The organism is Enterococcus sp. DIV1337a (assembly GCF_051712285.1).
Lineage (GTDB): Bacteria > Bacillota > Bacilli > Lactobacillales > Enterococcaceae > Enterococcus > Enterococcus faecalis.
In genome coordinates this window covers 501,470-521,926 of the sequence record NZ_JBIOOP010000001.1, presented here as the reverse complement: position 1 = coordinate 521,926, position 20,457 = coordinate 501,470, and the positions used below count along the sequence as shown (strand labels likewise).

Below are 20,457 nucleotides of genomic sequence, written 5' to 3'. Positions count from 1 at the left end.
TGGGGAAAAAAATTAGAATTCCTTCAATAAAAAAGCTAGAGCATTCGTTATTAAACGAACGCTCTAGCTTTAGAGTGTATCCTACTCACAATACTGAACTTCTTATAAAAAACATTTAAATCATTTTTAGTCAGAAAACACTTTAGTCCGATAGCGAGTCATTTTTCCAGATTTTAATAGATACGTAAACCACAGAGTTACAACGATTAGTAGTGTTACAGTGAGGAATAACGAACCTTCTGCACCAAATTGACCGCCTGTTAACAATGGATGATTAGAACCAATCACTGTTTTGAAAAATCCAGCTTCTTCTTGTCCGCTCACTGGAATTCCTAAGACAGACCCCTGTAACCAATTCCATGTAATATGAGCCCCAATTGGCGTTAGGATACTTCCTGTTGCATACATCATAGTACTAAACAATAGGCCTACTAAAAAAATATTTAATAAAGAAATAATTGTGATATTAGGATTTAAACCGTGAATACCAGCAAACGTTACTGCAGCAATTAACATCGCTTTGATTGGACCATATTTTAACAAATGATGCTGAACATACCCACGAAAAAATAATTCTTCCGTTGTACCAACTGCAATAAAGACGATAAAACTATTAACTGCATTCATCAAACTTTTGTCGCCAGCTCCTAAAGAATACAGGTTAGTTACATACAATGGAAAAACAGCCACTAAAAAGATAAGGATACCTAATAACAAACCATCTGATAATAAACGAACTTTGCCTTTTTCGTTCCATATTCCATATTCTCTTAATGGTTTATTTTCAACTTTACTGGCTAAGTAAATCATTAAAAGAAAAAATCCCACATGCCCGATCGTTCCTAAACTATCAGCGACTAATTCTAATTCCTTTGGAAAAAGTCCTACAATTGCATTATTCACCAAAATCCCACCAAATAATGCAATCAAAAAAAATAAGATTCCCGCTCCCGTTCGTAAATAGTTCATTTTCCTTCACCTCAAATCCAATACTTTTCTTTTTATTTTCTCCTTATCATGACATTTTTTCAATTATTTTACCACTATAATTCTTTGACTAAAGGAAGAAGATAATTAAAAATGATTTTTGTAAATTTAGGAGACAAAAATAAAGCTATTTTATTAAGCAATATCACCAAGAACTAATTTTACAACCATTCTATTTAAAAAGAATTTAGCCATTCCCGTCGTCTAAAATTCCTTTACATCTATTTTCAACGTATGTTGGAATAGACACGCCTATTCTCTCTATTTCCAGTTAGTTCTGTTTAACTTTAAATAATCGCTACACGCTAAATAATCAAATAGCGGAGCTAATCCTGGTGAAAAATTTACTTCCTCAAACCGCTTAATAAATTGTACGCCTTTAATTTTATTCGGTTCGTTCAGCGTAACTTTTCCTTGGGCTTGTTTGGCAAAATAAAAATGTCCTTGCCAAACGATTGAATCAAAAACGAGTGGTCCAGTAAAAATTTCTTCAAGTTCAGTAATTTCCACTGCTAATTCTTCTTTAATTTCACGAATCGCACATTCCAGCGCTGATTCACCAAGTTCTTGTTTTCCTCCAGGGAAATTCCATGTGTCTGGCCGATCTTTTAAGATAAGAATTTCATCTGATTGATTTTTAAGAAGTACTCGCGAAAATTCTTTTTTCATTTCGTTTAACCCTCTTCTTCATTTTTTATTGAGAAGCCACACTTGGCAACATAAAAATATAATGCAAAATACGATCAGCATACGATGGATTTTTTTCAAAGTCATTGACTTCTTCATTAACTAACTCCAAATCATCGGTAATCACTCCAGCGACGTCCATAAAGAGCATCTTACTCAATACCTCTGAGTCATTAACTGTCCAAGCATAAACTGCTTTTTTCTGTTGGTCAGCTTTTAAAATGAAGGTATCATTCAACGTGGTAGCTTCCATTGTATACAAATCAGCTTGTGTTTCTGGAAAAGTGAAATTATAGGGCAAAATAAAACTAACTTTTACTTTTGATTTGGCTTTTTTAAACGCTTTGATCACATTGTAGTCGAGAGATTGAACCTGATGGTGATTCTTTAGCAACGGACGTTCATATTTTTCAATAAAGTTGGAAAGCGCACCTTGACTATCTTGTTTGGACGTTTTAATTTCTACTAGTAATTTTTGTTTGACTTGGTTTGCTTTCGCTAAATAATCATCAAAACTGGCAATTGGTGCTTCTTGGCCATTTTCTTTAAGGGTCGTTTTTGTTAATTCAGCCAACGTAAATTCTTGCGGCGTGCCATCAACGCCGGCGAGTTCTTTAAGGTTTGCATCATGCATCACAACAAATTGATGATCTTTGGTTTCTTGAACATCAATTTCGATATAATCTGGTTTAAATTTAATGGTTTTTTCCATAGCAGGAATAGTATTTTGTACGCCATTACTATTGGTGACCCCTCGATGCGAAATAATCAAAGGTTTCGATTCTAATAGCCCCGTTAAGTAAACAGCGTTAAAAATTATATAACCGCCAAAAAGGGTGAATAGTCCTAGGCCCATTCCGATAGTCACTAATTTATTACGCTTCGTTTCTTTAACAAAGGCAACTTTTGCCGTCATTTCTGCCTGAACATTTAATTGTGTATATAAGAAATTAATCAGTAATACTGAAAGCCAAGCATTAGAGACAAACTGTAAAAATTGGACAACGGTTAAATTTAAAATACCACCTAGCAAGCTAATGGTATCGCTCAAGGTATCTAACTTCAACTGTAAAAGATAAAGTAACACATAAATAGCATACGTTGAAACAAATACCGCGATGGTCACAAATGCAATGTTCCGAAGAATAAACCATAATCTTTTGTTTGTCATTGACCAACTGGCCTTAACTGCCTCGCCCGCTTTTTTTCTCTCGAGAATCATTAACGGAAGCGTGTAAATGAAACGAATAGCTAAGTACCAGACTACTAATCCAAAGACCAGTAACCCCACCAAGTAAGGAATTCGTTGGGACAAAAACTCAACAATAAAATCTGGAATCACAAATTTCGTCAATAGATTACTTTGGAAAATTAGGTTGCCAAAAGGTACAATGACAACAAAATAACCGAAAAAGAATAACCACGAACGGGCACCTTGCTTTTTAAGAACATTAAAAGATGCCTTGGTAACCCCTTTAAAATGAAAGCGATGGTCTTGCCGTATTTGAAAAATCCCTAATAGTAAAAAGGTAAACTGATAAAAAACTGCACCTAAAAAAAGGATCAACAAGAGAATTAATAACACCAGAGCAAGGGGCTTTTCCAACAGTAAATTCAGGTTATTAAACGAAAGATAAGGAATGCCTTGACTTTTTAACGCGTTGGAAGTAGCCCAACTAAAAGCCCCACCCACCAATAATAATAAGACATTTAAAGTAAAAAATAACCATAAATACTGCAAGATGTCTTTAAAAAATTGCCTTGTTCCATTTTTAAATGTTTGCCAAGCAGACATACTGACTCCTCCATTCTAAAAGTATCTGATTAAAGTTCTTCCATACGGATCCTAAATAAAACAACGGCAATCCAAATTGAAATAAATGATGGCAAAATAACAATAATGATTGCGACTGGCTCATCAAGATTCCCTTGTAATGTATTTTTTACTTCTGAAGAAACAATAAACTGATCAAAAATCACTTGATAAATAGTAACATAAATTAGTAACCATTGAATATAATATTCAATTATTTTCATTAAAGTCATTGGTAAAATAATTTTTTTCGTCGTTAAATTCAATAAAAAATATAATAAAAGACTCGTGCTGATGATAACGACTATTCCTAAAAGAAATACCGACTCTAACTGCTGCCCAATTATGTTTGTAACGCCTATTGTTAATAATAGATACATAACTACCGAAATTAGGATGCTCACACTTAGCATAACAGAAAACAAAAGCAATGCTTTAAAAAAAAGCCACTTATCAACTCTTTTGTTTCCAATGAATAAACCTAAAAGAATCACCGACAAAAGCAAAATCAATTCAATCATTTGTTCCTCCTTTCAAAACAAATGAAAATTAATTCATATGTTCAAATTTATTTTATCAAACCAAAATAAATTTGCAAGGCATTTCACATGTTATTTAATAAAAGACTATTCCTATCAAAAAAGACAAGGCAAGTTTCCTTTATTCAGGAAACTTGCCTTGTCTTTTTTGATTCTTTTTACTGCATTATTTTTTGATAGTTTGCGAATAATTGGTTCGCATCTCCTTCTCCATCAACTTTCTTAAGATGGCCATTATCTATTTTAAACATAGATGGCACATGTTGGACCTTGTTTTCTCGTATAAAGGTTGACCATTCTTTCATGGTCCCTTTGTTGGTTAATTCCACGTAATAGACTTGCTTAGGTGCTTCTAATAGCTTCTCGAAATTCTGGCAATCTGAACAGTTTTTCTTTTTTAAAACAACATAAAATGTTTCGCCAGAGTGTTTTTTCTCTTGATACTCATTAAAACTTAATTCCTTTTTATGCGGAATAAATGTCAAACCTACCAACAAGCTAAGTAACAAAATTAACAGACTGAACGAAATTTTTTTATTCATGTTTTTTCTTCCTTTTTAGTTTGTCTATTTTTTTCTTTTTTTATTTTTGGTTATCCCAAAGCTAATAGCCACGATAAGGACAATTAAACCTGCGATCATGTAAAGTGGATTTACTGTTGTATTAGTCATTGGTAAATGAATCCCTTTACTTGCTGATTTTCTAAAATTGACTGGGTTCGTTGGTGCTTGATGATTTGTAGGCGTCAACGGTTTCTTCGGTTTTAGCGGTTGTTTAGGTTCAGGTTTTTTTGGATCTTCTGGTGTTGGTGCAGGTGGTGTCACTGTTGGTTTATTTGAATGTAACACATCGCCATCGTTGCCAAAGTTTAAGTCCGCTTGGTTAGGAATGCCGCCTTGTTCAATATAAGGGGCTAATTCTTCATCGGTTGCGTCGGCTTTAATTTTGGTTGTGATTGTCATGGTATATGTGTGTCCAGCTAAGTATGAGTAGCTGTCGTCTTGTTTATTCATGGCAAAGGTTACTTTGTTATTTTCTTGTGTTACTGTGCCATTAGTTGTGACATCTTTGCCATTTTCGTCGGTGACTTTCACATCTGCAATGTCTAAGACTTTATTAATGTCATCGACTAAGCTGGCTTGTGTCCAGTCAGCTGTTTCATTTCCGAATGCGGCTTTGACATTCCATTTAAATTCTTGATCGCGGTTAGTTAAGTCTAAATGTTCTTGACCTTCCACGTCTTTGGTAATATTTGGATCAACTGGCGGTGGTGTGACTGTTGGTTTGTTTGAGTGTAACACATCGCCATCGTTGCCAAAGTTTAAGTCCGCTTGGTTGGGAATCCCACCTTGTTGGATATAAGGCGCTAATTCTTCATCTGTTGCGTCGGCTTTAATTTTGGTTGTGATTGTCATGGTATAGGTATGTCCAGCTAAGTATGAGTAGCTGTCGTCTAGTTTTTTCATGGTAAAGGTTACTTTGTTATTTTCTTGTGTTACTGTGCCATTAGTTGTGACATCTTTGCCATTTTCGTCGGTGACTTTCACATCTGCAATGTCTAAGACTTTGTTGATATCATCGACTAAGCTGGCTTGGGTCCAGTCAGCTGTTTCATTTCCGAAGGCTGCTTTTACGTTCCATTTGAATGCTTGATCGCGGTTAGTTAAGTCTAAATGATCTTGACCTTCTACGTCTTTGGTAATATTTGGATCAACTGGCGGTGGTGTTACCGTTGGTTTGTTTGAATGTAACACATCGCCATCGTTCCCAAAGTTTAAGTCCGCTTGGTTAGGAATCCCACCTTGTTGGATATAAGGGGCTAATTCTTCATCGGTTACATCGGCTTTAATGGTTGTTGTAATGGTCATCGTGTAGGTATGGTCAGATAAGTACGCATAACTATCGTCTTGCTTATTAATAGTAAAAACAATTTTATTGTTATCAGTTGTTAATGTTCCTTCAGCTGTAACATCTTTTCCATTTTCATCTGTAACTACTACTTTTTGAATGTCTAATAATGAATTAATGTCATCAGTAACACTTGCTTGGGTCCAGTCAGCCGTTTCATTACCAAAATCGGCTTTGACATGCCAATCAAAGGGATCGTTGCGATTGGTTAAATCTAAGTGATCTTGGTTTTCAATATCTTTCGTAATCCCTGGATCTTCTGGTGTAATGTCACAGTCATGGGCATGGTCATTTTTAGGGATCGTTGCTTCAGGAAAATCTTTGGCTACCTCACCTTGAGTCATTGAACCTGAGCTGACTAAAGTATCTGCATCAATCGCTGTATTTTCTTTCACTGTATAATGAATGGTAATATTACCAACATAGCCTGCTACACTAACAACAGAAATTGTTTGACCGTCAATCTGAACAGGCACTTCATTTCCCGCATCATCTGTCGCTGTTGCTGATTGAATATCAAATTGATCAGCAACTGTTAATGAAGCATTAGCTGTTGCTGATTGTCCCACACGATCTTGGACAATTTGTTTTAATTGATTGGTAAAATCATCAATCGATTGGCTAGTAATAAAATCTTCTGGTGTACTAGCACCTTTTTGTAGCTCTTGTTTTACAAAAGGACCGACTTCTGATTTATATTTATCAAAATAAGAATGAACTGAACTTAAAGACTCAACACTTTCCCAAAAGGCATTAATCATTTCATATCCTTCATTTGTAACTTCTTGATTCAACGCCAAAACTTCTTCTGCTGCGCCTTGATAGTCATTACTATATTCCACAGATACATAATTACTAGCTCCCCAAGTACCTGATGGATGATTTGGATCTGGATATTCACTAATCCAATCATTTGTATTGGTTTTGTGTAAATAACCATCTAATCGAGTATTGGCAACACCATCTGTCACTAATAAGAAATAAGTTTTACGATTCGTTAAGTCACCATGCGTCGCATTATATTCATCTAAGGCTAATTTCATACCTTTAGCTGTTGGTGTTCCACCATAAGTTCGAACACTTCCAAAATTTGATACAAATTGACCTTTATCAAATGTTAATGGTGTATTCACGCGAACATTTAACTCTTTATCTCCATCATTGACTCTTGTAGTTCCATCAGGAAACATATATTGGCGCCCACCACGATAAGAAGCTAACATCACACGGTCTTTGTCTGTTAATCCTTGAACCACTTCATCAATTGCTGATCGAACCATTGGGAAATTCTCTGAGAAACTCCCGCTAGCATCTTCGACAACCACTAAATCAACAGGTTCCGTTTCGCCTTCAACAACTGGGAATACTGCTTCTCCTTCTAAAATTCGTTTACAATCGGCTAAACTTTCATCTTGAACTTTCACCGTATTGGTCATCCCTTCAGTATCACCTGCTTTACCCACTCCTTCGGCTAAAGCCAATGTGGGACTGAAATTTCCCACAACTGTTCCAGCGACAATCACCATTGTCGATAATATTTTCGTTGCTTTCTTAAACATTTTAATCCTCCCTATTTTCTTTCGCTAGTGTTTGGGACACTTGCTACTTTTAACTTCAACTACAGCTCCTTAAATCTTTCATCAAGTCGATGTGTCCCCTGGTTTTTGTGACACATCTCTTACTCAATTTCTGATTCTATCACCTTTATAGGCTCAAACTTGGCAGTATTCGGCTCTTGAAAACGTAAAATTTGTCTTTTAAAAATTAATGAAAAGACTATTCGCTGATAAAGTTGGTTTTCACTTACTTTTTAACACTTGATTCCTTTTAAGCGTCTTTTTTTACTAAAAAAAGTAAAAGAACCTTTACAATCCGTTTACTTACCTGTTAGATGCTATTCATTGTTTTCTTATTTTTGTTCTATAAGCTAAATAGTTTAGCCCGTTTATTTCAACAATATTTGACGTTAGTCAACCGTTTCGTTATAGTTAAAGAAAAGGCTTTTTGGCAGGAGTGAACACGATGAGTGAATGGCCCCATCAGTTAATGACACTTTTAACCCCACTTTTTGAGCTATGTATTTTGGGACTGAATGTTTTTTCGATTGTTGTTTTAGTTTGGGGTGTTTGTTTAGCAGGAAAAGATTTCATTAAAAGCGAACGACAAAATCAAAGCCGCTTTACCTTAACCAAAATGAATACGTTCATCAAAAATTTCCTTGGTAGTTATATCCTGTTAAGTTTAGAAATTTTGATTGCTGCCGATATTATTGAATCCATTGTCAAACCAACTTTTCAAGATATTTTGAAATTGGCAACCTTGGTAATCATCCGTACAGTTATTTCTTATTTCTTACATAAAGAAATTGAAGACACTATGACCGATATGGAACAACAAGAAAAAGAACCAGATACCCAAAAAAATTAGCGGGTACGCTGGTTCTTTTTTTATTTAATCGCTTTAAAATAATGAAGTGGTTCGTTAGATAAACGCTGCATTTTACGTTTTTTATCTTCGATAATTGCTAAAATCTCGTCTGAAAAATTTTCCAAAATAACACGGCCACCTTTATAGGTGTGCCCGCCCATTTCAGCAACTTCGCTGGCCGTCAAAATGACTTTACGATGCGCAATTTTTTTAAAAAATTCTTCAATTAAGTACGTCGGTAAATAAAAATTATTTTGAGCAGAAAATGATTCCAAATAAATAAAATCATCGATACTGATGAAACAATCGTCCATTGATAAGTATTCAATTGATCTGTCTATATATAATTCACGCTTTTGTAAAATTTCTTTGACTTTTTTATTTAATAAATTCAATGATTCAATTTCTTTAACCAAATGTTCTAGTTCACGATAACGTACTTCTTTTCGCTCTTTGTAAGATGAATGTAAGGCAGCACTTGCTGTGACTATTAGCGCACCGACGATTACACCGACCATTCCGGCGACAAAAACAAACATATTTTTCCCCTCGCTCTTTTCTGATTTTCCATTTTAGTATAACATAATCCAAAAGTTTCGGATAAAAAATGACACAAAATTTTTCAAGCGACTTCGTTGACCTTTATTGACCAAAGAGGTATACTTTTCATAGGCATTCACAGTGCTTTGTGATAGAATGACTTTAAAAGTTTCTTTATATAGGAGGATTTACTTATGAATTTAATTCCAACAGTTATTGAACAATCATCTCGCGGTGAACGTGCTTATGACATTTACTCTCGTTTATTAAAAGACCGCATCATTATGTTAAGCGGCCCTATCGATGATAATGTGGCAAACTCAGTGATTGCACAGTTATTATTCTTAGATGCCCAAGATTCAGAAAAAGACATTTACTTGTACATTAACTCTCCTGGTGGGAGTGTTTCTGCAGGTTTAGCGATTTTCGATACCATGAATTTCGTTAAAGCGGATGTCCAAACTATCGTATTAGGAATGGCGGCTTCTATGGGTAGCTTCTTATTAACAGCTGGTCAAAAAGGCAAACGTTTCGCTTTACCAAATGCGGAAATCATGATTCACCAACCACTTGGTGGCGCTCAAGGGCAAGCAACAGAAATTGAAATTGCTGCTCGTCACATTTTAGACACTCGTCAACGTTTAAATTCAATTTTAGCTGAACGAACTGGCCAACCAATTGAAGTGATTGAACGTGATACCGATCGTGATAACTATATGACTGCCGAACAAGCAAAAGAATATGGTTTAATCGATGAAGTAATGGAAAATAGTAGCGCCTTAAATTAAAAATAAAAAAATGGCAACAGCGATTATCGCTGTTGCCATTTTTTATTTTTCAATGTAACCACGTAATTCTTCTTCAGTGACACTTTCGTCAAAGATATGCTCACCAATGATGATCGTTGGCACAAATTGAATGTGCGCCGCATTGGCTTCAGCAATCACTGCAGAAACAAGCGCTGCATCTTTTTGTTCTTTTAAGCCAAGATTTTTTTCAGCATACGTCGCTACTTCTTCTAAGGTTAAGTTCCCCCAATCATCTTGCGTAGCAAACATTTTATGCAATGCTGACAGTGCTTGTTCAGGCGCTGAGTAGTCAATGTAGTGATGCATCACATTACCGCGTTGTAAACTTTCTTTTTCTTTATCAAACAACTTAATGATACGTTCAACTTTACCACTTTTGACAGATTGTGCTAACAGTTCCTCAGACTCTTCAAACCATTTTCTGCAATAAGGACAGCGAACATTGATAAATTCTATCATTTTGACAGGGGCATTGCTCTCCCCAATATGAAGCCCTGTTTCTGTGTTAACTTTTGTTGCATCAATTACTGAAATATCCATAAAAAACCTCATCCTTTCAAACCTTTATTTCTCTTTTAGTATACCGTTTTTCAATAAAAAAATCATAAGACACGAATTCAAACTTTCTGAATTCGTGCCTCTGTTCACTTTTTAACGATTAATCGAACGAGCCATTCTAGCAACAGTATGTCTTTTCCCACGTATCGCGTCAGAAAGCTCTTTAATATTTTCAATACCAACTAAGCCCATATTTGCATCGCCAATATGTTGAATATCTACGCCTAAAATTTTATTTCTAATGCCGATTGCTTGGATAACTTCAGGTTGAGCACTTTCTTGTGAAGTTCCAATGGCACTCATAACTAGTTTTCCTTTTGAATGTGCAAAATCCACGACTTCTTTAACTTGTTGATCATCGATGCCCCAAACCGTGCCAACTGCTGGGACTAAGACAATATCAGCACCCGCTTCAATAAATTGTTCAGCTGATTTTAAACTGACCACTGGTTCATCTACGCCTGAACTGTGCATTTTTCCGGCAATAATGATGCCGTCAAAATGTTTTTTGGCCAAGGCCACGTTTTTAGCAATCAAATCGTTGGTCACGCCAGTTCCAGGATTACCTGTCAATAAGATAAAATCCAAACCCAGTTCATTGGCTTTTTTGAAAGTAGCTGCTGATGCTTTTCTACCTGGTTCGATCGAAACTCTAGTCGAGGCTAAGTCTAAATTTTCATTAACAGGTTCGACATTCATACCAATCGGTAAACCGACTAATTCTTTCAAACGATGAACAACCTCATCATTAGGGACACATGTTTCCGCAGTATATTGTCCTTCATACGCGGCTACTACAATCGGTTGATTAACATCGAAAACATTCAACAAAATCATGTCTGCGCCATAGGCTTTTGACATTTCCGCACAAGTAATGTCACCTGTTACGGATGGGTGAACTACCACATTTTCCGATAAAATTACGCGCCCTTCGCTCGCTTTAATACTCTGAAACAGCTCTTCTTTTGACATCCGTTTGATTTCTGATGCATTTGCACTAATTAATCGTTGAACCATTTTGACCCCTCCAATAGTTTTTAATGTTTTAGTTAAAAACAGCAATAAGTAATCGCTTGCATTTTATTACAAGCAACATTCATGCCAACGTCATTTCTTTAAACCACAGGTAAACACTACGTTTCAGCACTACACACTTTTTGCACACTTTAATTTTTTTACACGCTTAAATAAAAAGTGAAGGATACCACTTCAAACGGAAATGTTATTCTTCACTTCTGGAGCAGAAAAATTATGCACTTTTTTCTCGTAATTTTTCTGCAAATTCATTAATTTTTCGAATACGATGATTAATACCTGACTTAGAAATAGCCCCTGAAGGAATCATTTCCCCTAATTCTTTGAGACTAACTTCCGGATACTCTAACCGTAATTCTGCGATTTCCTGAAGTTTCTCCGGTAATGACGTCAGCCCCACTGTACTTTCAATAAATTGAATATTTTCAATTTGTTTTGAAGCAGCATCAATGGTTTTATTTAAATTCGCGGTTTCGCAATTTACTAAACGATTTACTGAATTCCGCATATCACGGACAATTCGGACATCTTCAAATTTCAACATAGAGTTAGTGGCACCAATTAACGTTAAAAAGTCGGCAATTTTTTCGGCACCTTTTAAATAACAAATATACCCATTTCGGCGTCCCAATGTTCGAGCGTTTAAGTCATAGTAATTCAACATCTTACAAATATCATTATTGTGTTCTTCATAAATTGAAAAAATTTCTAAATGATAGCGACTTGTTTCCGGATTATTAACTGAGCCAGAAGCCATAAAGGCCCCGCGTAAATAGGAACGCATTTTTTGCGCGTTACCCATGATTTCATTTGACACATTGCCATTAAAAACGACCCCATCCATAATATCCAAATCAGCTAGAATTTTTTGTGTATCTTGTTTTAGACGCACAATGTAAACATTATTTTTCTTTAGTTTCATTTTTTTACGAACTAATAATTCTGCTTGTGCATGGTAATGATCTTTTAGCAATGAATACATTCGACGAGCAATTGCAGCATTTTCCGTTTGTACATTCAAGACAAACTGTTGATTAACTAAGCTAAGTGAGCCATTCATCCGAATTAATGCTGCTAATTCTGCTTTCGCGTGTTCTCGATGAACTTCTAAACCAGTTAACTCTTTTTTGACATCCGAGGCAAAAGACATCTAAGCTCCTCCTCTCCTGATTCTTTTGATTAATTAATATTTCGTTCCAAATACGATACGGAAAAGTTCTTCAACAACTTTTTCCCCATCATGAAAAACTCCGCCATCTCTTAATTCTAAAAAGTCTGTCGAAATGACTCGGCATCCTTCTTCACGTAATCCTTGAAAATCATGCTTTACTTGAACTAAATATTCATCATAAATTTCAGGATCCATGTAATTTTCTGGTACTTTTTCTGTGTTAACCAGTACTGTATCAACAAACTGTGCTTGTAAATGCTCGTTTAAGACACGAACATGATCGGCATCCGTAAAATGTTCCGTTTCCCCTTTTTGGGTCATAATGTTACAAATATAGACTACTTCCGCTGCTGTTTGTTTGATGGCTTCACCAATTTCTGTAATAACTAAATTAGGTAAAATACTTGTAAAAAGACTCCCTGGCCCTAACACGACCATGTCTGCTTCTTCAATTGCTTTGACGACTTTGCGCGCAGCTCTTGGCTGTTCTTCTCCGTGTGTATTTGTCACAAACACATGGTCTATCGTCTTGCGATCCAGTGCAATTTTTGATTCTCCGACCGCCACTGAGCCATCTTTAAATACGGCATGTAACGTTAATGGTCGTTCTGATGATGGATAAATCCGTCCATCAACATGCATCATTTTTGAAAGCAATTGAATCGCTTCATACGTACTTCCTCTCATTTCTGAGACAGCAGCAATGATCAAATTACCGATTGCATGATTGGCAAAATGACTATCTGATTTATCAAAACGATATTGAAAAATATCTTCATATAATTGTGGCATATCTGACAATGCCACTAAAACATTTCTTAAATCTCCCGGAGGTGTCATGTTATTAATAGAAGAACGAAGCTCGCCACTACTACCGCCGTCATCAGCGACCGTTACGACGGCAGTAATATCAACACTTTGATTTCTTAAACTTTTTAAAATTACTGGCAAGCCTGTTCCACCACCAACAACTACGATCTTCGGTTTACGAATTCGATAGGTTTTCATTAAGAGCGATTAACCGTTTCTTTTCTTTTTAAGCGGTCGCGGTGGGTAATATTTACATGGTAATCTTCCTCTTTTAATTCAGTGCCAATACGTTCTGTCAATGCAACAGAGCGATGTTGTCCGCCAGTACAGCCAATTGCAATGGTGACACTACTTTTACCTTCTTTTTTATATCCAGGTAAGACTGTTCGCAGTAAATCGATAAATTTGGTATAAAATTCATCTGTTTCTGGGAAGCCCATCACGTAATCATAAACAGGTTGATCCATTCCAGTTAATGGTCGTAGTTCATCAATATAATGAGGATTAGGTAAAAAGCGAACATCCATGACGATATCTGCATCAATCGGCAAACCATATTTAAAGCCGAAGGACACCATTTCCACTCGAAATTCGTGTGTCTCTCTCGTTGCTAGTTCTTTATTCAAACGTTCCCGCAATTGACGAGGGGACAAGTCCGTGGTATCAATAACCAACTGAGCATCCGCCTTGATTTCTTCCAGCATTGCGCGTTCTTTACGAATACCTTCTGTCACTAAACCATCCATCGCCATTGGATGCGCACGCCGTGTCTCTTTATAGCGAGAAACTAACTCTTCATCGGTAGCATCTAAAAATAAAATCGTTGTATCAATAAAATTGGTATTTTCAAGTTCGACTAACATATCCTGAATTTCTCTAAAGAAGGTCCGTGAACGTAAATCAATCACTAACGCAATCTTGGTGACTTTTCCAGATTCTTTAATTAATTCCCAAAATTTTGGGATTAAGCTTGGTGGTAAATTGTCGATACAGAAATAGCCCATGTCTTCAAAGCTTTGGACAGCGACTGTTTTTCCAGCGCCACTCATTCCTGTAATAATAACCAGTTGTAAATTTTCTGGCATATTCAACACTCCCTTCACTTGCATCACTATATTATAACACCCCGGGCGTATCAAAGAAAGCTTTTCAATCATTCTTATAAAGATTTCTATTCTTTCATAGAAAAACAGCATAGACAAGAATGTCAATGCTGTTTTAATTGCTGAATTGTACAATATAACTTTGCGTTATTTTAATACAAACTCAATTTCTGTTTTATCAGTAAAATTAGCTTCAAACTCAAATTGTTTTACTTGTTCATTCACGGCTAACTTTTTCGTAATATGTTCTTTAATTTGTTCATTTGTAGCTGTTTTGATTGACAATCCGTCTAAAAGAGTCATGATTTTGTCTTGTGCTGCCTGACCTTCTAATTCTAAATCAGCAAATTCATCTTCATACGTTGCTTCAATTGTTCCATTCGATTTTATTTCATAGGTGAACTCAATTTCATTTTCGTCGTATTCGATTTCTACGTCAATCTCTTGAAGACTGGCAACAGTTGGTGTCGGTGTGGTCAGTTCATTATCTGCTGTTTCATGGTCCCCACCAACTTCAGGAGTTACGGTTTCCCACTTAAAGGTGCCAATTTTAGCTGTTGCTAGATAGGGATTATTAATGGTAATGACTTTCAATTGAAGGTCTGAGTGGTTGGCGATATCTGTTAAAATCCCCAGAGCCTGATATGTATTTTGGGTAAAACGTGTCGCAATATTTTGCGCATCAATTGTGGAATAGCCTAATGCTTCCCAGGTAATTTGTTGCTTTAATTCCTGATGAGTGGCTTGTACTGTCGCCGGCTCCAATTGAATGCCCGTTGCTTCTTTTAAGTCTTTCTTGGTAAAACTCATTACTTTTTCATGGTCTGATTGTGAAATTAAGGTGGCTGCTTCCATTGTGTTACTATGTACAAAAGGTGTGATTCCGATGGCTAAGACCATTCCTGCTGTTACTAAACTTGTTGTTATTTTTTTGTTTTTCATTTAAGACTTCCCTTCGTATTCATTGTTATTTTGTTAACAAACATAGTATATCTTTTGATTACACATTAAGTCAACATTTATTTTTAATTTTAATTAAAAAATATTCGTTATTTTATAATAAAAGAACCTTGTTTCCCATAAAAACAAGGTTCTTTATCTAATCATTAATGTTTATTTCAGAACACGTTTTAAATAATATCCTGTGTAACTGTCTTTGACTTTAGCAACTTCTTCTGGCGTTCCTGTTGCCACAATCGTACCACCCCCGTCGCCACCTTCTGGCCCTAGATCAATCACATGATCCGCAGATTTGATGACATCCAAGTTATGTTCAATCACTAAAACGGTATTGCCCGCTTCCACTAAACGCTCTAATACTAGAAGCAACCGCGCAATATCATCGGTATGCAAGCCTGTTGTTGGTTCATCCAGAATATAAAAGTTTTTCCCATTAGAATTTTTATGGAGTTCACTCGCTAGCTTCATCCGCTGTGCTTCCCCACCAGATAAAGTAGTTGCTGGCTGCCCCAATGTCACATAGCCTAAGCCTACATCCACAATGGTTTGCAATTTACGATGGATTTTAGGGATATGTTTGAAAAATTCTACGGCATCTTCCACCGTCATATCTAAAATATCAGAAATGTTTTTGCCTTTATAATGAACTTCTAACGTCTCAGAATTATACCGTTTGCCATGACAAACTTCGCAAGGTACGTAGACATCAGGTAAAAAGTGCATTTCAATTTTGATGATACCGTCCCCGCGACAAGCTTCACAACGGCCACCTTTGACGTTAAAACTAAAGCGACCTTTTTTATAGCCACGAACCTTGGCTTCATTTGTTTGGGCAAACAAATCGCGAATGTCATCAAAAACACTAGTATAAGTCGCTGGATTACTTCTTGGTGTTCGACCAATTGGACTTTGGTCAATGTCAACAATCTTTTCAATGGCTTCATAACCAGTGATACTTTTGTGTTTCCCAGGTTTATTGGAATTACGATTTAATTTTTGAGCCAGTGCTTTTTTCAAAATTTGATTGACTAAAGTACTTTTCCCTGAACCTGAAACGCCTGTGACAGCGACAAATTCACCGAGCGGAAACTCAACACTGACATTTTTCAAATTATTTTCACTGGCACCAGTGACTTTGATCGCTTTGCCATTGCCTTTGCGACGTTCTTTTGGCACAGGAATCACTTTTTTCCCAGAAAGATATTGTCCAGTCAATGAATGCGGATTTTTAGCAACCTCTTCCGGCGTACCGGCGGCTACAATTTCGCCGCCCAGATGTCCAGCGCCAGGCCCCACATCAATCAAGTAATCCGAAGCCATCATTGTATCTTCATCATGTTCCACCACAATTAATGTATTGCCTAAGTCCCGCATTTTTTTCAAAGAGTCAATCAAGCGGTCGTTATCTCGTTGATGCAAACCAATTGATGGTTCATCTAAAATATAAAGGACACCTGATAAGTTTGACCCAATTTGTGTTGCCAAGCGAATTCTTTGTGCTTCTCCACCAGAAAGTGTGCCGGCAGCTCGACTTAAGGTCAAGTAATCTAAACCGACATTTTTTAAGAAGGTTAACCGATCTTCGACTTCTTTTAAAATTGGCCGAGCAATCGTTGTTTCTTGTTCAGATAAAGACACACCTTCAAAAAATTGGACCGCATTTTTTATTGCTAATTTACTGACTTCACCAATGTGCGTGCCATTGATTTTTACAGCTAAAGCTTGCGGATTCAAACGATACCCTTGACAGCTTCGACAAGTCAATTCTGTCATGTATAACCGCATTTGATCTCGTGTAAAATCGCTATTTGTTTCATGGTAACGTCGTTTAATATTTTTTAAAATCCCTTCAAATGGCACTTCCACGTCACGAACACCACCAAAGTCATTTTCATAATGAAAATGAAAGTTTTTCTCGCCAGAACCATTTAAAATAATTTCTTGTTGGTCTGCAGGTAATTCTTCAAACGGCGTATCCATATCAATCCCAAAACTGGTGGCTGCTTGTTCCAACATTTGTGGATAATATTGAGAACTAATAGGGTTCCACGGAACAACAGCTCCTTCTCTCAAGGTTTTAGTGGGATCTGGAATCACTAAGTCTTTGTCCACTTCTAATTTAACGCCTAAACCATCACAATCGGGACAAGCTCCAAATGGCGCATTAAAAGAGAACAAACGTGGTTCCAATTCACCAACCGTGAACCCACAATAAGGACAGGCATAATGTTCACTAAACAACATCTCTTCTTGACCAATCACATCAACAATTGCGTAACCTTCAGCTAAACGCAAAGCCGCTTCAAACGAATCAAACAAGCGAGAGCGAATGCCTTCTTTCACAACGATACGGTCAATCACAATCGCAATATCATGTTTTTTATTTTTTTCAAGTTCTGGTGCCTCACTAACATCATAGGTTTCACCATCCACTCGCATTCTGACATACCCTTCACGTTGGATCATTTCAAACACTTTTTTATGTTGTCCTTTTTTCTTGACCACAACAGGCGCCAAAATTTGAATTTTTGTTCGCTCTGGTAGCTCTAAGACTTTATCAACCATCTGTTCAACAGACTGACTGGTAATTTCAATATGATCGTTAGGACAAATTGGATGGCCTACCCGAGCAAATAACAATCGTAAATAATCATTGATTTCCGTGACCGTCCCCACCGTTGAGCGCGGGTTCTTACTTGTCGTCTTTTGATCAATCGAAATGGCTGGACTTAAACCATCGATACTATCAACATCTGGTTTATCCATCTGTCCCAAAAATTGTCGCGCATAAGCAGAGAGACTCTCTACATAACGCCGTTGCCCTTCTGCGTAAAGCGTATCAAAGGCTAATGAACTTTTGCCAGAACCAGATAGTCCTGTTACAACAACCATTTTGTCACGAGGAATCGTAACATCAATATTTTTTAAATTATGGGCGCGTGCACCATGAATCACAATTTTATCATTTGCCATATATGTTCTCCTTTTACTAAATCTCTTACGTCAAATCATTTCAAGTCATTCTATAAAGAAAAGATTAGTAAAAGATACGATGGTTCATCGTATCTTTTACTTAATCCGTTGGTTGACTTATTTGGCAGCTTTTAATTCAAGAATGGTATCTCGTAATGTGGCTGCAGTTTCGAAGTCTAATGCTTTGGCCGCATCTTTCATTTCTCTTTCAAGTTTCATTAATAGATCAGCTTTTTCTTGTCTTGATAAATCTTCATATGATTTATCCAATTGAACCACTGTTTCATCTTTATCAGCTGTTTTGGAAATAGAAATTAAATCACGAATTTCTTTAATAATTGTTTTTGGTTCAATGCCATGTTCTTCATTATATGCTTCTTGGATCGCTCGACGTCGTGCTGTTTCATCCATAGCTCGTTGCATCGAATCGGTGATTTTATCTGCATACATAATAACTTTTCCTTCGGCGTTCCGGGCAGCCCGTCCCATCGTTTGCACTAATGAGCGTTCACTACGTAAGAAGCCTTCTTTATCCGCATCTAGAATCGCAATTAAGGAAACTTCTGGCACATCGATTCCTTCACGTAATAAGTTAATACCTATTAGAATATCAAATTCGCCTAATCGTAAGTCGCGGATAATCTCCGTTCTTTCCAGTGTTTTTATATCACTATGCAAATATTTAACTTTTAAGCCTAATTCTTTGAAATAGTCGGTTAAATCTTCGGCCATTTTCTTCGTTAAGGTTGTGACAAACACCCGCTGATCTTTTTCGATCCGTTCATGAATTTCGCCCACCAAGTCATCAATTTGACCCATAATTGGACGGATTTCTACTTCTGGATCTAGTAAACCTGTTGGTCGAATGATTTGTTGAACAACAGTCTCTGTTTGTTCCATTTCATAAGGGCCTGGTGTTGCCGATACATAAACAATTTGGTTTACATGTTGTTCAAATTCTTCTAACCGAAGCGGTCGGTTATCAAGTGCACTTGGTAAACGAAAACCATAGTCCACTAACATTTGTTTCCGTGCTCGGTCACCATTATACATCCCTCTAATTTGCGGCATTGTTACATGAGACTCATCGATTACAAGTAAGAAGTCATCTGGGAAAAAGTCCAATAGCGTGTATGGAGGTTCCCCTTCTTGACGACCATCCATATGTCGAGAGTAATTTTCAATCCCTGATGTATAACCCATTTCTCTCATCATCTCAATATCATAATTGGTTCGCTGTTCCAAACGTTGAGCTTCCAATAATTTGTTTTCACTACGAAGCACTTTCAGACGTGCCTCTAATTCTTCTTGGATCTGCGAAATGGCGTGTTCCATATGTTCTTCGTTCGTCACAAAGTGTGTTGCTGGAAAAATAGCGACATGCTCTGTTTCGCCGACAATTTCACCAGTTAACGCATCTACTTCACGAATTCGATCAATTTCGTCTCCGAAAAATTCAACACGTAGCGCATGCTCATCCCGTGAAGCTGGGAATATCTCAACCACATCACCGCGGACGCGAAAACGCCCCCGTTGAAAATCAATATCATTTCGTTCGAATTGAATATCGACTAAGCTTTTTAGTAACTCATTACGATCCAGTTCCATTCCCACACGTAATGAAACAACTTGTTGACTGTATTCCCGCGGATCCCCTAAACCAAAAATACAAGAAACTGATGCTACCACGATGACATCGTTTCGTTCCAATAAAGAACTTGTCGCTGAATGGCGTAGTTTATCAATTTCATCATTAATACTGGAATCTTTTTCAATATATGTATCACTTGAGGGTACATATGCTTCTGGTTGATAATAATCATAGTAACTGACAAAATACTCGACCGCATTATCTGGGAAAAATTCTTTAAATTCCCCGTATAATTGTCCAGCTAGTGTTTTATTATGTGCAATCACTAATGTTGGTTTGTTCACTTCTTGAATCACATTAGAGATTGTAAATGTTTTACCTGTTCCGGTCGCTCCAAGTAAAATTTGAGCTTTTTCTCCACCTTTGACACCGTCAACTAGTTCAGCAATAGCGGCTGGCTGATCTCCGGCTGGCTCATATTTAGAAGCCAAATGAAAGGTATTGGAAGTTTCTCTTTCGATCATTTATAACTCCCCCTCAAAGTGT

Annotated in this window: 17 protein-coding genes; 2 read left to right on the top strand and 15 right to left on the bottom strand. The window is 36.8% G+C overall.

The window, feature by feature from the left end; translation table 11 throughout:
* Nucleotides 1-126 precede the first annotated feature (126 nt).
* The 6 genes from IGL49_RS02580 to IGL49_RS02555 form a co-directional block, all read right to left on the bottom strand.
* Entirely contained in the window at nt 127-969 is an 843-nt protein-coding gene (locus IGL49_RS02580) for a CPBP family intramembrane glutamic endopeptidase (protein ID WP_104855322.1), read from the bottom strand.
* Between the two features lie 279 nt (nt 970-1,248).
* Nucleotides 1,249-1,656, bottom strand: a complete 408-nt coding sequence (locus tag IGL49_RS02575) for an NUDIX hydrolase (protein WP_104855323.1) — start codon at nt 1,654-1,656, stop codon at nt 1,249-1,251.
* Between the two features lie 25 nt (nt 1,657-1,681).
* On the bottom strand, nt 1,682-3,469 hold the full coding sequence (locus IGL49_RS02570; protein ID WP_104855324.1) for a glycerophosphoryl diester phosphodiesterase membrane domain-containing protein: 1,788 nt from the start codon (nt 3,467-3,469) through the stop codon (nt 1,682-1,684).
* Nucleotides 3,470-3,498: 29 nt separating this feature from the next.
* The gene (locus IGL49_RS02565; RefSeq protein WP_104855325.1) at nt 3,499-4,008 is read right to left on the bottom strand and encodes an SA1002 family membrane protein; all 510 of its coding nucleotides are present in this window, start codon (nt 4,006-4,008) and stop codon (nt 3,499-3,501) included.
* A 176-nt stretch (nt 4,009-4,184) separates the two neighbouring features.
* Complete coding sequence (locus IGL49_RS02560; RefSeq protein ID WP_104855234.1) at nt 4,185-4,568, bottom strand: bacteriocin; 384 nt, start codon at nt 4,566-4,568, stop codon at nt 4,185-4,187.
* Between the two features lie 24 nt (nt 4,569-4,592).
* Nucleotides 4,593-7,493 (bottom strand): isopeptide-forming domain-containing fimbrial protein, encoded by a 2,901-nt coding sequence (locus IGL49_RS02555; protein ID WP_104855233.1) that lies wholly within the window; start codon nt 7,491-7,493, stop codon nt 4,593-4,595.
* 463 nt (nt 7,494-7,956) lie between these two features.
* Between IGL49_RS02555 and IGL49_RS02550 the strand changes: the two genes are divergently transcribed.
* A complete protein-coding gene (locus tag IGL49_RS02550; RefSeq protein WP_104855232.1) occupies nt 7,957-8,361 on the top strand; it encodes a DUF1622 domain-containing protein in 405 nt (134 codons plus the stop codon).
* Nucleotides 8,362-8,381: 20 nt separating this feature from the next.
* On the opposite strand, the gene IGL49_RS02545 is transcribed toward IGL49_RS02550, so the two are convergent.
* Nucleotides 8,382-8,900, bottom strand: coding sequence for a hypothetical protein (locus IGL49_RS02545; RefSeq protein ID WP_104855231.1), 519 nt, complete (start codon nt 8,898-8,900; stop codon nt 8,382-8,384).
* A gap of 195 nt (nt 8,901-9,095) precedes the next feature.
* Here IGL49_RS02545 and clpP point away from each other — a divergent pair, with 195 nt between their 5' ends.
* On the top strand, nt 9,096-9,689 hold the full coding sequence (gene clpP / locus IGL49_RS02540) for an ATP-dependent Clp endopeptidase proteolytic subunit ClpP (protein ID WP_002355633.1): 594 nt from the start codon (nt 9,096-9,098) through the stop codon (nt 9,687-9,689).
* Between the two features lie 42 nt (nt 9,690-9,731).
* On the opposite strand, the gene IGL49_RS02535 is transcribed toward clpP, so the two are convergent.
* From IGL49_RS02535 to uvrB, 8 genes are all read right to left on the bottom strand, one after another.
* Nucleotides 9,732-10,250, bottom strand: a complete 519-nt coding sequence (locus tag IGL49_RS02535) for a DsbA family protein (RefSeq protein ID WP_104855230.1) — start codon at nt 10,248-10,250, stop codon at nt 9,732-9,734.
* 111 nt (nt 10,251-10,361) lie between these two features.
* Nucleotides 10,362-11,285, bottom strand: a complete 924-nt coding sequence (locus IGL49_RS02530; protein WP_104855229.1) for a DUF7916 family protein — start codon at nt 11,283-11,285, stop codon at nt 10,362-10,364.
* Between the two features lie 232 nt (nt 11,286-11,517).
* The gene (whiA, locus tag IGL49_RS02525) at nt 11,518-12,453 is read right to left on the bottom strand and encodes a DNA-binding protein WhiA (RefSeq protein ID WP_002358736.1); all 936 of its coding nucleotides are present in this window, start codon (nt 12,451-12,453) and stop codon (nt 11,518-11,520) included.
* Between the two features lie 33 nt (nt 12,454-12,486).
* Nucleotides 12,487-13,482, bottom strand: a complete 996-nt coding sequence (locus IGL49_RS02520; RefSeq protein ID WP_002355627.1) for a gluconeogenesis factor YvcK family protein — start codon at nt 13,480-13,482, stop codon at nt 12,487-12,489.
* The gene (gene rapZ, locus IGL49_RS02515; RefSeq protein WP_104855228.1) at nt 13,482-14,369 is read right to left on the bottom strand and encodes an RNase adapter RapZ; all 888 of its coding nucleotides are present in this window, start codon (nt 14,367-14,369) and stop codon (nt 13,482-13,484) included. The genes IGL49_RS02520 and rapZ overlap by 1 nt, the downstream gene beginning before the upstream one ends.
* A gap of 165 nt (nt 14,370-14,534) precedes the next feature.
* Nucleotides 14,535-15,329 carry a YusW family protein gene (locus tag IGL49_RS02510; protein ID WP_104855227.1) on the bottom strand — a complete coding sequence of 265 codons (795 nt, stop codon included), beginning with the start codon at nt 15,327-15,329 and terminating at the stop codon, nt 14,535-14,537.
* Nucleotides 15,330-15,500: 171 nt separating this feature from the next.
* On the bottom strand, nt 15,501-18,320 hold the full coding sequence (uvrA, locus tag IGL49_RS02505) for an excinuclease ABC subunit UvrA (protein ID WP_104855226.1): 2,820 nt from the start codon (nt 18,318-18,320) through the stop codon (nt 15,501-15,503).
* A gap of 117 nt (nt 18,321-18,437) precedes the next feature.
* On the bottom strand, nt 18,438-20,435 hold the full coding sequence (uvrB, locus tag IGL49_RS02500; RefSeq protein ID WP_104855225.1) for an excinuclease ABC subunit UvrB: 1,998 nt from the start codon (nt 20,433-20,435) through the stop codon (nt 18,438-18,440).
* Nucleotides 20,436-20,457 lie beyond the last annotated feature (22 nt).

Coding starts and splice junctions, on each gene's coding strand:
- IGL49_RS02580 (WP_104855322.1), bottom strand. CDS start 969: ATGAACTATTTACGAACGGGAGCGGGAATCTTATTTTTTTTGATTGCA.
- IGL49_RS02575 (WP_104855323.1), bottom strand. CDS start 1,656: ATGAAAAAAGAATTTTCGCGAGTACTTCTTAAAAATCAATCAGATGAA.
- IGL49_RS02570 (WP_104855324.1), bottom strand. CDS start 3,469: ATGTCTGCTTGGCAAACATTTAAAAATGGAACAAGGCAATTTTTTAAA.
- IGL49_RS02565 (WP_104855325.1), bottom strand. CDS start 4,008: ATGATTGAATTGATTTTGCTTTTGTCGGTGATTCTTTTAGGTTTATTC.
- IGL49_RS02560 (WP_104855234.1), bottom strand. CDS start 4,568: ATGAATAAAAAAATTTCGTTCAGTCTGTTAATTTTGTTACTTAGCTTG.
- IGL49_RS02555 (WP_104855233.1), bottom strand. CDS start 7,493: ATGTTTAAGAAAGCAACGAAAATATTATCGACAATGGTGATTGTCGCT.
- IGL49_RS02550 (WP_104855232.1), top strand. CDS start 7,957: ATGAGTGAATGGCCCCATCAGTTAATGACACTTTTAACCCCACTTTTT.
- IGL49_RS02545 (WP_104855231.1), bottom strand. CDS start 8,900: ATGTTTGTTTTTGTCGCCGGAATGGTCGGTGTAATCGTCGGTGCGCTA.
- clpP (WP_002355633.1), top strand. CDS start 9,096: ATGAATTTAATTCCAACAGTTATTGAACAATCATCTCGCGGTGAACGT.
- IGL49_RS02535 (WP_104855230.1), bottom strand. CDS start 10,250: ATGGATATTTCAGTAATTGATGCAACAAAAGTTAACACAGAAACAGGG.
- IGL49_RS02530 (WP_104855229.1), bottom strand. CDS start 11,285: ATGGTTCAACGATTAATTAGTGCAAATGCATCAGAAATCAAACGGATG.
- whiA (WP_002358736.1), bottom strand. CDS start 12,453: ATGTCTTTTGCCTCGGATGTCAAAAAAGAGTTAACTGGTTTAGAAGTT.
- IGL49_RS02520 (WP_002355627.1), bottom strand. CDS start 13,482: ATGAAAACCTATCGAATTCGTAAACCGAAGATCGTAGTTGTTGGTGGT.
- rapZ (WP_104855228.1), bottom strand. CDS start 14,369: ATGCCAGAAAATTTACAACTGGTTATTATTACAGGAATGAGTGGCGCT.
- IGL49_RS02510 (WP_104855227.1), bottom strand. CDS start 15,329: ATGAAAAACAAAAAAATAACAACAAGTTTAGTAACAGCAGGAATGGTC.
- uvrA (WP_104855226.1), bottom strand. CDS start 18,320: ATGGCAAATGATAAAATTGTGATTCATGGTGCACGCGCCCATAATTTA.
- uvrB (WP_104855225.1), bottom strand. CDS start 20,435: ATGATCGAAAGAGAAACTTCCAATACCTTTCATTTGGCTTCTAAATAT.